Raw genomic sequence first — 14373 nt, 5'->3', positions numbered from 1 at the left:
TGATAACACACCAGTTTGAATAAGCTGCAAGCGTCCACTATGTGGTTCTCGATGTACGGTCGAGAACAACGCCCCACGGTGCCTCATAAACACCGACGGGCTCTATAACTAAAAAATATAGGTTCGATTCATCGAAAGATGTTTCGGCGGCTATAGCGAGAGGGAAACGCCCGGTCACATTCCGAACCCGGAAGCTAAGGNTTTCGGCGGCTATAGCGAGAGGGAAACGCCCGGTCACATTCCGAACCCGGAAGCTAAGGCTCTCAGCGCCGATGGTACTGCAGGGGGGACCCTGTGGGAGAGTAGGACACCGCCGGACTCAACGTAGCAACACACACAATGGCCACCCTCACGGGTGGCCATTGTGCGTTAACCACCACCCCCGGCACCACCGGCACCACCACCACCCCGCCCCGGTGGCCCTCCGACAGCAACAGCCCCGCCCCAACCGTTCACCGCCGCACACGACCCCGCGGTACACCAGCCGAACCCACACAAACCAAGCGCGCACCACCCCCCCCCGGCGCACATCTGGGAGCGGTCGTGGCCAACTCAGGAGATCCAGCCGGGCCGTGCCGGGCATCCGCACCTATGCCGCACTGATCCGCGGCGGCCGTCTACTGCGGGCGACGAATGTCCTGAGTTAGCCACACACACGCGGGCCCTGGTGCGAGGGCGCACACCTGCACCAACGACAGAGGGCCACCCCGCGAGGGGGCCTGCCGTCGTTAAGCGAGGGTGAGTAGGCCCGTTCCGGGAGCAGTCATGCAGGGTGCGGGACCGGCGGCTGCTAGTTGATGGGGAGGAGGTTGCCGGCGGGGACGGGCTCGCCGTTGAGGATGTCGAGGGTCCAGCCGGCCTGGTCATGGACGACCACGTTGAGGGAGGCGTTCCTGATCGTGTCGACGGGCTTCTCGAGCGCCTGCATCAGCGTCAGTCGGATCAGCGTTCCGTGGGTGACGACGATGATGCGGGCACCCGGGTGGTTGCGGGCGAGCAGCTGCAGGGCCTCGACTCCGCGGTCGGCGACACTGGCCTCGGTTTCGGCGCCGTGGAAGCCGCCGATTCCGGTGGGGCCGCCGGGGACGCGGAGCGCGTCCAGCTCGGGGCCTGCGCTCAGCCCCTCGGCGGAACCGTAGTTGCGCTCGACGATCCCAGGGATGCGACCGGTGACGGTCAGGCCGAGGCCCCGGGCGATGAGATCGGCCGTCTCGGCTGCGCGGCTGAGCGGTGAGGAGACGATGAAGTCCCACTCCTGTGCGGCCAGGTGGCCGACGGCATCCGCTGCCTGGCCACGCCCGGTGTCATTGAGCGGGATGTCGGAGTGGCCCTGGATACGCAGAGCGGCATTCCAGTCGGTCTGGCCGTGGCGGATCAGGGCGAAGGTAGTTGTGGAACTCACCGTTCTATTCTGCCTCGGGCTGAGGTCGGGAGATAAATCGGGTCTCGACCGGGTCGAACATCGGGCGGATCGACTTTTGGAACAGAGTGCGGTGGCTCAGGTGACCGGGGACGACGCGAAAAGCACGTGCTTGCTCGCCACCAGGTCTGCTGCGTCGTAGATGCGGGCGAGGTCGAGGCCCGCGGCCCGGGCGCCGCGCTCTTCGGGCTCACTCTGCGGGGCCATCCGCCCGAGCATCACGCCGCCGAGGGCGCGCACGGCGCAGGCCGCGATGACGCCTTCCGGGGTACCGCCGATTCCCATCGAGAGGTCGACCGCGGCATCCGTCGATGCGGCGGAGATGGCCGTGGAGACGTCACCTTCGGCCGTGCGGAGCACGCGTGCTCCGGCGCACTCGAGTTCGCGGATGAGCTCGACGTGGCGCGGTTTGTCGAGCACAGCGACGGTGAGCGCGGTCTCGGGGATGCCGCTGGCGAGCGAGAACGCACGGAGGTTGCGGGTGGCGGAGGCGTGCAGGTCGAGCACGCCGTGACCGGCTGGGCCTGAGATGAGCTTCTCCATGTAGAAGACACCGGCGGGATCGAACATCGTGTCTCGGGGGGAGATGGCGATCACGCACACCGCCCCGGGCAGGTTCCGGGCGACGAGGGTCGTGCCGTCGAGCGGGTCGACTGCGATGTCGCAGTCCGGTCCGTTCCCCGTGCCGAGCTGCTCCCCGTTGGCAAGCATGGGGGCCTGGTCCTTCTCGCCCTCGCCGATCACGACGGTTCCGCGAAAAGGCGCGGCCAGGAGAACGGCACGCATGGCGGTGACGGCCGCCTGGTCGGCGGCGATCTTGTCGCCGCGACCCACCCAGGGCAGTGTGGCGCGTGCCGCCGCCTCGGTCGACGCGCGCACGGCGGCGACCAGCCCGGCCGGCCAGCCCTCGGCTCCGATCACGGTGGATTCGGCCAGGGGAGCGAACGGGCGGTGCTGCGGCATGGGCTACCTCTTGCTGGGACGGCGGTCTCGTGACCGGCAGCTGAAAGCCTACTCGCGTGCCCGGGGCGGGCACTCGTGCGGGCGACAGCGCTGGCGACAGCGCGGGCGACCCAGCGGGCGGGCACCGGTGCGTGGGCTAAGCGAGCAGCTCACGGATGTCGGCGGCCGTCAGGGCGGTCCCGCGCGCGGCGCCATCCGTCATCACGCTCTCGAAGAGACGGGCCTTCGTGGCCTTGAGGGCCATCACCTTTTCCTCGATCGTGTCCCGGGAGACCAGGCGGTAGACGAAGACGTTCTTCGTCTGGCCGATCCGGTGCATGCGGTCCACGGCCTGCGCCTCGGTGGCCGGGTTCCACCACGGGTCGAGCAGGATGGCGTAGTCGGCCTCGGTCAGGTTCAGGCCGAACCCGCCGGCCTTGAGGCTGATCAGGAAGACCGAATTGTCGCCGGTCTTGAAGCTCTCGATCACCTGCGCCCGGTTGCGGGTCTTGCCGTCGAGATAGGAATAGCTGATGCCCGCGGCGTCGAGGCGTGCGCGGGCCTTGCCCAGGTACTTTGTGAACTGGCTGAAAATGAGGGTGCGATGCCCGCCGGCGGCGACGTCCTCCAGCAGTTCGAGGAGCACGTCGAGCTTGGTCGACGGGATGTCGTCGTACTTCGTGTCGTAGAGGCTGGCATCGAGGCTGAGTTGGCGCAGCATGGTGAGCGAGCGGAAGATCTCGAAACGGTTGGAGTTCATGTCGTCGATCAGGCCGAGCACCTTCTGCCGTTCCCGCTGCAGGTGGGTGTCGTAGACCGCGCGGTGCTTCGGGTGCAGCGTGAGCTCAAGCACCTGCTCCTGCTTGGTGGGCAGGTCGCCGGCCACCTGCTCCTTCGTGCGGCGCAGCATGAACGGGCGGATGCGGCGGCGCAGCTGGTCGAGCCGGTCGCCGTCGGCATCCTTCTCGATCGGTTTCTGGTAGTAGTCGCCGAAGCGGCCGGGGCTGGGGAACAGTCCCGGTGCCGTGATTGAGAGCAGCGACCAGAACTCCATCAGGTTGTTCTCCAGCGGCGTGCCCGTGATCGCGAGCTTGAACGGGGTGGCCAGGCGGCGGGCGCACTGGTGGGCGCGGGACTTGCGGTTCTTGACGAACTGGGCTTCGTCGAGCAGTAGCCCGGACCAGGCCAGGGCCTCGTAGTCGCCGAAGCCCAGCCGGAATAGCGTGTACGAGGTGACGACGACGTCCGCGCCGGCGTGCAGCGAGGCCAGGGTGCTGCTGCGCTTGCCGGCGGTCTCGGTGATCGCGGCCACTCGCAGGCCGGGCGCGAATCGGGCGCACTCGGCCGCCCAGTTGGAGACCACGCTGGTGGGTGCCACGACCAGGAACGGCGCGCTCTGCCCCGGCTGCTCCCGCACGCGTTCCATCAGGGCGATGGCCTGCAGGGTCTTGCCGAGGCCCATGTCGTCGGCGAGGATGCCGCCCAGTTGATGGTCGTAGAGAAAGCTCACCCACTCGAAACCGGCCTGCTGATAGCCGCGCAGGGTGGCGTCGACCCCGGCCGGCAGCGGCTGTTCCGGAATCTGGGCGACGTCGGTGAGCCCGGACACGGTGTCGCGCCACGCGGCCGCCTGGCCGGCGACGACCCCGAGGGACTGCAGCTCCTCCCAGAGGTCGGCCTGGAACGGGCTGATCCCCAGGGACTCGGCGCCGGCGTCCTGCAGCCCTCGGGCCTCCTCGATCAGCCGGCGGAGCGTGTGCAGTTCGGGGCGGTCGAGGCTGAACCAGGTGCCGCTGGGCAGGATCATCAGCTGCTGACCGACCGCCAGGGCCCGGAACAGGCTGTCGAACGGGATCTCCTCGCCGTCGATGCTGACGGCCACCTGCAGGTCGAACCAGTCCCGGTCATCCGGGCGTTCGGTGGTGCCCACGGTGATCACCGGCGCCTCGTCGGCCTGGCGGTAGTCGGGGACATCGCCGGCGACCAGCACGGTGACATGGTCTGCGGCCGCCAGGGTCGGCACCACGGAGTCGAGGAAGCCGAGCATGGCGGTGCCGGCGAGGGTGGCGCGCTCGATCAGTACCGGCAGGCCGCTCTGCTGCCCTACCAGGGCCGGCACGGAGGTGAGGAGCGCCTGCACGTCGTGCAGGATCTGTCCCTCCCGGGTGCCGTCGCGAAACCTGTCATCGTCCGGCACCGGGCGGAGTGGCTGGTGGTATTCCGGGTAGAGCCACACCCAGTGCAGGGTGATGCGGGCATCCATCTGGTGCGTGACGGTCAGGGCCAGCACGGGCTGCGGGGTCTCGGGCAGGGCGAACGACTCGTCCCGGCTGGTCACGGTGACCCGGTGTCGAAGGAACGGGTAGAACTCGGCCAGGAAGTCGGCCTCGTCCGCGCCGGGCACCGCGATGGTGTCGGAGGCCGCCATGGCCCGCAGCTCCCGGCTGATCTCGCCCGACAGCGGGGCGAGGGTGATCTGCGGGGAATCGCTGCCGGACTGGCCCGCCCAGGTGTAGACGCCGTGGGCGGGGTTGCCGATGAACCCGAACGTGCCGCGCGCCTGCGGCTCGTCGCCCAGCAGCAGGACGGGGCGTAGCGTGAGGCCTTCGGACACACGACGGATGTCCAGCTCGAGGCACGCAGGAACGGGCGAGACGAGCACGGGATCCTGCTGCGCCGTGGCAGAGACCAGGGGGAGCCCGGCGTTCGCCGCGTCGTCGAGCAGGTCCCAGAGCGCTCGGTCGGGGAAAGCGTCGACCGGAATCCACTGGGTGGAGGTGGCGTAGTACGGGCGGGCCGCGAACTGCAGCGCGTAGAGCACCGAGAGCACCCGCAGCTGGCCGCGGTCGAGCGCCCCGTCGGTGGTCAGGTTCTCCCAGGTGACGCTGCCCCGGATCCACTTGCCCTGCTTGCCCATCATCACGGGCCGCGCCGCCAGCCGGCGCAGCCCCGGCTGACTGGCGAAACGCCCGTGCTCGGGAGCGAGAAGTTGGAACTGGAGGGCGAGGCGGGTGTCTGCGGACGGCGCGGAATCCGGTCGCGCCAGAGGAGCCAGCGTACTTCGCCACGCTGCCCTTGCGGAGAACCCGGCGGTGCCGACGGCCGACCCGGGCTCGCGGCCCAGGGCGGTGGCGGGGGCACCCGGCACTCCGCCGAGGCTGCGGCCCACGGCGCCGCCCTGGCTCGCGATCAGCAGCGCGGCGACATGCTTGCAGTTGCGCTTCATCGGGCAGGTGCAGACGCCGGATGCCCGCACCGCGGCGCCGGCGGAATCAAGGGTGAACGAGACGGTCACCGAATAGGGCGTCGGGTGAGAACCGCGCACCATGCCGAAGAGCTGGGTGTTCGAGCCGAACCAGGTCTCGGCATCAACGTGGCCGTTGCGGGCGTAGCGTTCGCCGCGTGAGAACGCCTGGCTGCCCACAAGGAGCGCGATGTCGTGGGAGCTGAACGTGTGGGCCATGGCGGGAACCATTCTTCCATGCCCCGGCCCGGCCGTGCAGGCCCGGCCGGGCGCATCAGGGAGCTACTCGACGTGCCCGTGTTCCTTCGAGGACCCCTTCGTCAACGTCTTTCCCTGGAAGAAGGCCGGGTTGACGCTGCGCTGGATCAGCATCAGCACGAGGCCGCCGATGAACAGCACCATCGCGAGGATGAACACGAGCCCGACCCCGCCGATGTTCGATCCGCTGCCGTAGTCGGGGTTCATGCTGTCGTAGAGAGTGGTTGCGAAGATGACCAGCAGGATGACCCCGCCGATCAGCGGCGCCAGGAGTTTGAGCAGGATGGCCCGGGGCCCGTTCAGCGAGTCGCGGAAGTACCAGACGCAGGCAAACGCGGTGACCCCGTAGTAGAAGCAGATCATCATGCCCAGGGTCAGGATCGTGTCGGTGAGCACATCGGTGCTGAGCACGCGCATGATCGCGTAGAAGCCCCAGGCCACGATTCCTGCCATTACGGTGGCGAAGGCCGGGGACTTGTAGCGCGGGCTGATTGAGGCGAACCGCTTCGGGAACGCTTTGTAGTGGCCCATCGAGAGCATGGTGCGTGCCGGCCCGACGAAGGTCGACTGCAGCGACGCGGCCGAGCTGGACAACACGGCCAGCGACATCAGAATGGCGAAGGGACCCATCACCGGTCCGGCGAGGGCGGCGAACACGTTGCCCTGGATCTCCTCATTGCCGAGTCCGAATTCGCCGGCGCCGATGCCGGAGAACATCAGGGCGGCGACCGCCACGAGGATGTAGAGCGCGAAGATGATGCCCACGGTCAACGTCGCCGCACGCCCGGGGGTTGTCTTCGGGTTCTTGGTCTCCTCGTTCATGGTCAGGGTGACGTCCCAGCCCCAGAAGATGAAGATCGAGAGCGAGACCCCGGCCGCGAAGGCCGAGAACGAAGGGGCGAGGAACGGGTTGAACCAGTCGGCGCTGAACGCAAGGGCATCGAAGGCGGTGCCTTCTACGACCTGCAGCAGGGCGGCGACGCTGAACCAGACCAGCACGATCAGCTGGAAGGCCACGAGCACGTACTGCACGGCCTTCGTGGTCTCCATGCCGCGGTACGAGACATAACAGGCCGCCACCATGAACACCAGACAGGTGAGCACGTTGATCACAACATTGTTCGTCAGGTCGGCGAGGCTCGGGTTGCCGAGAAGCTGGGCGAGCATCAGATAGAAGAAGTCGACGGCGACTCCGGCGAGGTTGGAGAGCACGACCACCGTCGCGACGATCAGACCCCAGCCGCCCATCCAGCCGAGCCACGGCCCGAAGGCGCGGGTGGCCCACGTGAAGGAGGTGCCGGCATCCGGCATGGCGTTGTTGAGCTCGCGGTAGCCGAGCGCCACCAGCAGCATGGGGATGAACCCGACCAGGAAGATGCCCGGCATCTGGGTGCCGACGGCCGCGACCGTCGGGCCGAGGGAGGCCGTCAGGGTGTACGCCGGCGCGATGCACGAGATGCCGATGACCGTGGCGCCGAGAAGCCCGATGGAGCCAGCGCTGAGGCCCTTCTCGGAAAGGCCGCCGGTGAGGGTGGAGGTGCCGGGCGTGGAGCCCGAGGAGGGAGATTGGCTAGTCATGGACTGTCCTTAGGGTCAGTGCGGCTTACGGGCGTCAGTGCCGGTGGGAACCACGATGAGGGGAACGGGGAGCGCGTGCAGCATGCGGTGCGCGGTGATGCCGAGGAAAATCGTGGTGGGCTGAGCCAGCCGGCTGGAGCCGACGAAGGCGATTTCGGACGGCTGCCAGTCGAGGGCCTCGACGGCGGCCTCGACGGTGTGCCCGGACGCGACCTCGGTGGTGATGGTGCCGCGCGCCTTCGACCGACTCTGGAAGTACTCCAGGACGCCGTCGAGGTGGGCCTGGCTCTCGCTCTCGTCGACCGGGTGCCGACGACCGGCGTCGACCTCCACGAGCGTGACGAAACGCAGGTCGACGGTGAGGTCCGCCGAGAAGGCCACCAGTGAGTCGAGCAGCGTCTTCCAGCCCGGCCGGGTGCCGATGGCGCAGGTGATCCGGGTCAGCTGTGCGGGAGCCTTGTAGCCGCGGGGCGCGAGGGCGACGGGCGCCGGCGAGGCGTGCAGGAGCGCGTTGGCCACGCTGCCGATCGTGAATCGGTTCATCAGGCCGCGGCGTGAGGCCCCGACGACGATGCGGTCCGAGTCGAACGCGCGAGCGGCCTGGAGCAGCCCTTCCGTGGTGGAGTCGGCGTAGAGGAGATGCGTGGTGGCGACCACGTCATCGGGAACCAGGGCCTTGCCCTGTTCCAGCCATTCGAGGGCCTGCTCCTCGAGCAGAGCCTGGTAGTCGGGGGAGGTGGAAGCACCGACCCGGGCCGGGACGGTGGATGAATGATGCGGAAGCACGAGGCACAGACGCAGCTCGGAGCGGGTCAGGCGCGCCAGCGCGACACCCAGCTCGACGGTGTCATTGCCCCGTTCGGTCGCTTCGTATGCGATGACGTAGTTGGCTACTCGGGTCACGCTGGTTTCTCCCTCGGTTCGCGACGGGTGTCGCACTCAGTGGTCATAGTGGTGTGGACTATGGGCGGGCTGGTCATGTTCATGGTTCATGGTCATGCCCGGCGTGCTCGCCCGGCGCACAGTGCGCCGGGCTGCGTTCCACGTCGAGCGACGGATTGCGGTCGAAGAAGCCGACCGGCTTGAGCCAGAACGACACGGTGTCGACCGGCATGATCGGCCACTCTTCCGGTCGGGTGATGTGGTGGATACCGAAGACGTACCAGAGCACGATATCGGCGTTCCGCACCGGCCGGCGAGCCTGGATCCACTCGGGCAGGCCGTGGTCGACCGCGCTCTGATTGACGAACTCGCCGCAGGGCCAGCGTTCGGACTCGTCGTTCGGGGTGAGCCAGACCGTGTGCCCGATCACCTGGGCGCGTTGGAGGGCAGGCGCCGCCTGGTCGAAGAAGGACGGGATGGCTCCGCCGGGCACCAGCTTGTAGGACACAGGGGTGCCGAGGCCGTTGAGCGAGTTCTCGTTCACGACCTTCCAGGCCCGTTGGGTGTCCCAGTTGTAGTCGTCGAACCCCTCGGTCTCGATCGGGGTGTTCAGCTGGGTGATCGCGAGGCCAAGCGGGTTTGCGGCGCTGATCGGCTCGGCCTGCGTCTCGGTGCGGAACACCGTGTTCTCGCGGCCGTCGACGTCGAGGTCCATCCGGGCCACGATGAAGTGCTGGTGGAACGGCGCGTAGGTGCGCGTGTCGACCAGGGTTCCGTTGGGGTGCGGCTGGCCCTCGTCGAGGTGCGTCACCACCATGATCCCGGTGGCGCGCACCTCGCATTCCATGTTGCCGTCCTGGTAGAAGCGCCAACAGACGAGGTACTCGTAGTTCGCGACCGTGACGTGGAAGGACACGACGAGCCGGCGCATCCGTCGCACCTCGGCACTGCCGTTGTGGTCGACGTGCTTCCAGAGCACCGCGTTGTCTTCCTCGTGGATGCAGAACGCGTTCGGGATGCTGTACGGCTCGCCCTTGCTGTTGTGCAGCACGGCATCGAGGTAGCGGATTTCGCCGAGGCAGTCGCAGCCGAGCTCGAGCGAGGTGGTCATGAAGCCGAGGCCCCACTCGCCGATGTCGAAGGCGGTGCGACGGAAATGGTCGACGCTGGGGTCGCGGTAGGGCACGACCATCTCCGCGAACGACAACCGGTTGGCGATGGGCCGCACCCGGCCGCCGTCCCGGTAGCCCACGGTGTGCAGGGTCATGCCCTCGCGGTAGTTGAAGCCCACCCGGAGCGACCAGTTCTGCCACTCGACCAGGTTGCCGTCGAGCGTGAAGCTCGGGCCGTCGGGCTGCCCGATGTCGAGCGGGGTGAGCGGCGGGCGCGGGCTTCGATCCCGGATGCGCCGGGGCACCAGGTGCGGCACGTATTCGCCCATTCCCGCCGGCGGTTCGACCGTGAACGAGTCCTCCACCTCGAGCAGTTCCATGGTGTTGACGTCGAGCACGAAGTGCAGGCCGCTGACCGGTCCCGCATAGGGGTTGGCGTCGGTGGACGCCCGGACCCAGACGTCTGACCAGCCCAGGCGGCGGCCGCGATACCGGTCGGGGATTACCGCGTCGCCGTAGGTCCAGGTGTCGATGAAGACCAGGTCGAGGTCGGTGATGCCCCGGCGGGCGAGAGCGGCGATCACGTCGGGGTGGGCGCGAAGGGCGGCGTCGGCTTCCTCCCACTCGTCGACGGTGAAGTTCGCCTGCATCCCCGGCACCGTTTCCCACTCGAGCAGGGCGTCGGTCGTGAGTGAGACGACGCTCACCCAGGTGGTGTTCTCGGCGCGGTGGAGCACGACCAGCCGTGCGCGTCGGTCGGGAACCGCGCTGGTGGCTGTGAACTCGGCGACGGCGCTCCGGGGCGGCTCGACCAGCTCGATCGAAGTGAACCGCCACCCGTCGGCGACGCCGCGCTCGCGGGCGAGGATGGCGACGGCGGAGGTGAACTCAGCGGCGGAGAGCGGGTCGAGCGGATGGAAAGTCATCGAGGGGCCTCTGTTCTCGTTGGCGGTGGTCGAGCCTGTCGAGACCCGTGTTTATTCCAGCGCGCTCATCACGTGCTTGATCCGGGTGTAGTCCTCGACGCCGTACATCGACAGGTCTTTGCCGTATCCGGACTGCTTGAAACCGCCGTGTGGCATCTCGGCGGTCAGCAGGAGGTGGGTGTTGATCCACACCGCGCCGAAGTCGAGGTCGCGGGAGACCCGCATGGCCGTGGCGTGGTCGAGGGTCCACACGCTGGAGGCGAGCGCGTAGTTGACATCGTTCGCGAGCGTGACCGCGTGCTCCTCCGACTTGAAGGGCTGCACCGTGATCACCGGGCCGAACGTTTCCTCCTGCACGATCGCATCCGTTTGGCGCACCTGCGTGACGACTGTGGGCTCGAAAAAGAAGCCCTCGGTGCCGACCTGGTGTCCGCCGGTGGCAATGACAGCGTGGTCGGGCAGGGCCGCGACCTTGCGCAAGACGTCGCCGAAATGGTTGACGTTGTTGAGCGGCCCGAAGTAGTTGTCGGCGTCGTCGGCCGACCCGGTAGTGCGGCTGCGGGCCTCGGCGACGAGTGCGTCGACGAACTCGTCATGGATGGACTCGTGCACGAGCACTCGCGTGATGGCCGTGCAGTCCTGCCCGGCGTTATAGAAGGAGAAGTCGGCGATGGCGGCGGCGGTCACGCTGACGTCGACGCCGGCGAAGACCAGGGCCGGCGCCTTGCCGCCGAGCTCGAGATGTGCCCGCTTGAGCGTCTTCGCGGCGCCGGCGGCGACGGCCATACCGGCCCGCACGCTGCCAGTGATCGAGACCAGGCCGGGTACCGGATGCTCGACGATCGCGGCCCCGGTGCCGCCGTTGCCGAGCACGATGTTCATCACGCCGTCGGGGAGGATGCCCTGGCTGATCCGGGCGAGTTCGAGGGTCGACTCCGGGGTGGTGTCGCTGGGCTTGAGCACGAGGGTGTTGCCGGCCGCCAGCGCGGGGCCGATCTTCCAGATGGCCATCAGGAAGGGGAAGTTCCACGGGGTGACCTGCCCGACCACGCCGATCGGTTCGCGGCGTACCCAGGAAGTCATGCCGGGCAGATATTCACCGGCGGACTTGCCCTCGAGCAGTCGGGCGGCACCGGCGAAGAAGCGGAGCTGATCGGCGCCGGCCGCGACCTCGTCAACGGCGATCGTGGCGCGAGGCTGGCCCGTGTTGCGGTGCTGGGCCTCCACGATGGCGTCGCTCTCGGCGTCGATCGCGTCGGCGAGGCGAAGCAGCGCGCGCTGCCGCTCGGCGGGAGTGGTGCGGCCCCAGGTGCCGAAGGCGGTCTTCGCGGCGGTCATCGCGTCGTCGACGTCGGCCGCGGTGGAGATCGGGGCCCGGGCAACCCGGCGTCCCGTTGTGGGATCGACGATGTCGAGCAGCTCGGTGCCGGAGGGAGTGACAAAGTGGCCGTTGATGAAGTTTTTAAGGGTGGGGGTGGCCACGGGTCTGATCCTCTGCGCTGAGTGTAGAAACGGGTCTTTTGTTCGGTAAGTATGGCATCCGACGGAGGAATTCGGATACCCGGACGAAAACTGGGTCGTGATGGGGCCGCCGCCGTAGCACCGCCGAGTTGTCTCCGGACCGCTGGCGCGTTTTCTCGATGTCCCCTAAACTTGAGTCCAACAGGCTCAGCTTTTTGCCGACCTGCGGCGCGAGCGGCCGGCCCGAGAGAGGATCTTCCGATGCAAGCAGGTCAGCAACCGCCCCAGGAAGAAGCGAAGACGGCGTTGGAGCAGTACGGCGTCAACCTCACCGAGATCGCCCGGACCGGCAAGCTTGACCCGGTGATCGGGCGGGACGCGGAGATTCGGCGGGTCAGTCAGGTGCTCACCCGCCGCACCAAGAACAACCCGGTGCTGATCGGTGAACCCGGCGTGGGCAAGACCGCCGTTGTGGAGGGACTGGCCCAGCGCATCGTGGCCGGCGATGTGGCCGACTCCCTCAAGGGCAAGCAGCTGGTCTCCCTCGACCTGGCGGCCCTGGTGGCGGGGGCCAAGTACCGCGGCGAGTTCGAGGAGCGGCTCAAGGCCGTGCTCAAGGAAATCAACGACGCGCAGGGGCAGATCATTACCTTCGTCGACGAGCTGCACACCCTGATGGGTGCCGGCGGCGGCGAAGGGTCCGTGGCGGCCTCCAACATGCTCAAGCCCATGCTCGCCCGCGGCGAGTTGCGCCTGATCGGTGCGACCACTCTCAACGAGTACCGCGAATTCATCGAGAAGGATGCCGCCCTCGAGCGCCGGTTCCAACCGGTGCTGGTCGACGAGCCCAGTGCGGAAGACACCGTGGCCATCCTGCGCGGGCTCAAGGAGCGCTACGAGGCCCACCATAAGGTGTCGATCGCGGACTCGGCGCTGGTGGCCGCGGCCTCCCTCTCCAACCGGTACATCACCGCCCGCCAGCTGCCGGACAAGGCCATCGACCTGATCGACGAGGCGGCCAGCCGGCTGCGGATGGAGATCGACTCCGCTCCCGTGGAAATCGACGAACTGCGTCGCAGGGTGCAGAGGCTGGAGTTGGAAGAGCTCGCGCTGAAAAAAGAGAAGGACGACGCCTCTAAGGCTCGCCTGGGGAAGTTGCGTGCTGACCTTGCCGAATACACGGTGGCCCTTGCTGAACTGCAGGACCGCTGGGACAAGGAGCGTTCCTCGCTCAACCGGATCGGCGATCTGAGGAAGCGCTTGGTGAGCACCCGCAGCCAGGCCGAGGTGGCCGAGCGCGAGGGCAACCTGGAGAAGGCTTCTAGGCTGCTGTACGGCGACATCCCGGTGATCGAACGGGAACTCGCCGAAGCGGAGCAGACCGAGCAGGATGGGCCGCGGATGGTCGGTGACCAGGTCACCGCGGAGGACATCGCCGCCGTGGTCGCGATGTGGACCGGCATTCCGGTAGGGCGGCTGCTGCAGGGCGAGACGGAGAAGCTGCTGAACCTCGAGGGTGAGCTCGGGCACCGCCTGGTCGGGCAGAAGCAGGCCGTGCGCGCGGTCGCCGACGCCGTGCGCCGCAGCCGGGCCGGCATCTCCGACCCGGACCGGCCGACCGGTTCGTTCCTCTTCCTCGGGCCGACCGGCGTGGGCAAGACGGAGCTGGCGAAGGCGCTCGCCGAGTTCCTCTTCGACGACGAAAAGGCGATGGTGCGCATCGACATGAGCGAGTACGGGGAAAAGTTTTCCGTGTCCCGTCTGGTCGGGGCACCTCCCGGCTATATCGGCTACGAGCAGGGCGGGCAGCTGACCGAGGCCGTGCGCCGCCGCCCGTATTCGGTGATTTTGTTCGACGAGGTTGAGAAGGCTCATCCGGAGGTCTTCGATGTCTTGCTGCAGGTGCTCGACGACGGCCGGCTCACGGATGGCCAGGGCCGCACCGTGGACTTCCGCAACACGATCCTGGTGCTGACCTCGAACCTCGGGTCGGCGTTCCTGATCGACCCGGTGCTCAGCCGGGACGAGAAGGAGGCGGCCGTGCAGGCACTCGTGCGCAAGACGTTCAAGCCCGAGTTCGTCAACCGTCTCGACGACATCGTCGTGTTCGAATCGCTGTCGATGGCGGAGCTCGGCCAGATCGTCGGGCTGCTCGTCGACCGGCTGGAGAAGCGGCTGATCGAGCGGCGGCTCGAGCTGGGCGTGACCCCGGATGCCCGCACGTGGCTGGCGGAACGCGGCTACGACCCGATCTACGGTGCGCGCCCGCTGAGGCGGCTGATGCAGACCGAGATCGACGACAGGTTGGCGACCGCGATCCTGTCGGGCGCCGTGCGGGACGGCGAGACGGTGCGGGTGGATCTGGCGCCGGACGGGGAATCGCTCAGCGTCGCATCCGCCCCGGTGCTGGTCGTGGACCCGGCCGACCTCGACGACGACGCGCTGCTGTAGCTCTGTCCGTCGCCGGATTTCGCGTCCAGCGGAATTCGGCGGGAATACGACGGAACGGGCCCCTGCCCCGGTGACGGTCAGGGGGCTGGCATAGGGTCG

The 14373-nt window shown here is 68.0% G+C and carries 8 protein-coding genes and 1 rRNA gene; 2 read left to right on the top strand and 7 right to left on the bottom strand.

Features of this window, described 5'->3' with window-relative positions; genetic code table 11:
- Nucleotides 1-202: 202 nt before the first annotated feature.
- Nucleotides 203-319: ribosomal RNA gene (gene rrf, locus CXY82_RS09555) — 5S ribosomal RNA — on the top strand.
- A 471-nt stretch (nt 320-790) separates the two neighbouring features.
- Here rrf and CXY82_RS09550 read toward each other — a convergent pair.
- The 7 genes from CXY82_RS09550 to CXY82_RS09520 form a co-directional block, all read right to left on the bottom strand.
- On the bottom strand, nt 791-1402 hold the full coding sequence (locus CXY82_RS09550; RefSeq protein WP_104170725.1) for a histidine phosphatase family protein: 612 nt from the start codon (nt 1400-1402) through the stop codon (nt 791-793).
- Between the two features lie 96 nt (nt 1403-1498).
- Complete coding sequence (locus tag CXY82_RS09545; RefSeq protein ID WP_104170724.1) at nt 1499-2383, bottom strand: fructose-bisphosphatase class II family protein; 885 nt, start codon at nt 2381-2383, stop codon at nt 1499-1501.
- 136 nt (nt 2384-2519) lie between these two features.
- Nucleotides 2520-5825, bottom strand: a complete 3306-nt coding sequence (locus CXY82_RS09540; RefSeq protein ID WP_158252166.1) for a DEAD/DEAH box helicase — start codon at nt 5823-5825, stop codon at nt 2520-2522.
- Nucleotides 5826-5888: 63 nt separating this feature from the next.
- Nucleotides 5889-7442 carry an APC family permease gene (locus tag CXY82_RS09535; RefSeq protein WP_104170722.1) on the bottom strand — a complete coding sequence of 518 codons (1554 nt, stop codon included), beginning with the start codon at nt 7440-7442 and terminating at the stop codon, nt 5889-5891.
- Nucleotides 7443-7457: 15 nt separating this feature from the next.
- On the bottom strand, nt 7458-8345 hold the full coding sequence (locus CXY82_RS09530) for a universal stress protein (protein ID WP_233194018.1): 888 nt from the start codon (nt 8343-8345) through the stop codon (nt 7458-7460).
- Between the two features lie 79 nt (nt 8346-8424).
- On the bottom strand, nt 8425-10362 hold the full coding sequence (locus CXY82_RS09525; protein ID WP_104170721.1) for a primary-amine oxidase: 1938 nt from the start codon (nt 10360-10362) through the stop codon (nt 8425-8427).
- A 51-nt stretch (nt 10363-10413) separates the two neighbouring features.
- A complete protein-coding gene (locus tag CXY82_RS09520) occupies nt 10414-11844 on the bottom strand; it encodes an aminobutyraldehyde dehydrogenase (RefSeq protein ID WP_104170720.1) in 1431 nt (476 codons plus the stop codon).
- Nucleotides 11845-12084: 240 nt separating this feature from the next.
- On the opposite strand from CXY82_RS09520, the gene CXY82_RS09515 reads away from it, so the two are divergent.
- Nucleotides 12085-14274 (top strand): ATP-dependent Clp protease ATP-binding subunit, encoded by a 2190-nt coding sequence (locus tag CXY82_RS09515; RefSeq protein WP_104170719.1) that lies wholly within the window; start codon nt 12085-12087, stop codon nt 14272-14274.
- The last annotated feature ends 99 nt before the right edge of the window (nt 14275-14373 follow it).

This window comes from Cryobacterium sp. M23 (assembly GCF_002929655.1).
GTDB lineage: Bacteria > Actinomycetota > Actinomycetes > Actinomycetales > Microbacteriaceae > Cryobacterium > Cryobacterium sandaracinum.
The sequence above is the reverse complement of the archived record's forward strand: the minus strand, read 5'-3'. Positions and strand labels throughout refer to the sequence as shown.

What these genes read in the sequence shown, in the direction of transcription:
- CXY82_RS09540 (WP_158252166.1), bottom strand. Translation starts at nt 5,825, where the DNA reads ATGGCCCACACGTTCAGCTCCCACGACATCGCGCTCCTTGTGGGCAGC.
- CXY82_RS09525 (WP_104170721.1), bottom strand. Translation starts at nt 10,362, where the DNA reads ATGACTTTCCATCCGCTCGACCCGCTCTCCGCCGCTGAGTTCACCTCC.
- CXY82_RS09515 (WP_104170719.1), top strand. Translation starts at nt 12,085, where the DNA reads ATGCAAGCAGGTCAGCAACCGCCCCAGGAAGAAGCGAAGACGGCGTTG.
- CXY82_RS09535 (WP_104170722.1), bottom strand. Translation starts at nt 7,442, where the DNA reads ATGACTAGCCAATCTCCCTCCTCGGGCTCCACGCCCGGCACCTCCACC.
- CXY82_RS09545 (WP_104170724.1), bottom strand. Translation starts at nt 2,383, where the DNA reads ATGCCGCAGCACCGCCCGTTCGCTCCCCTGGCCGAATCCACCGTGATC.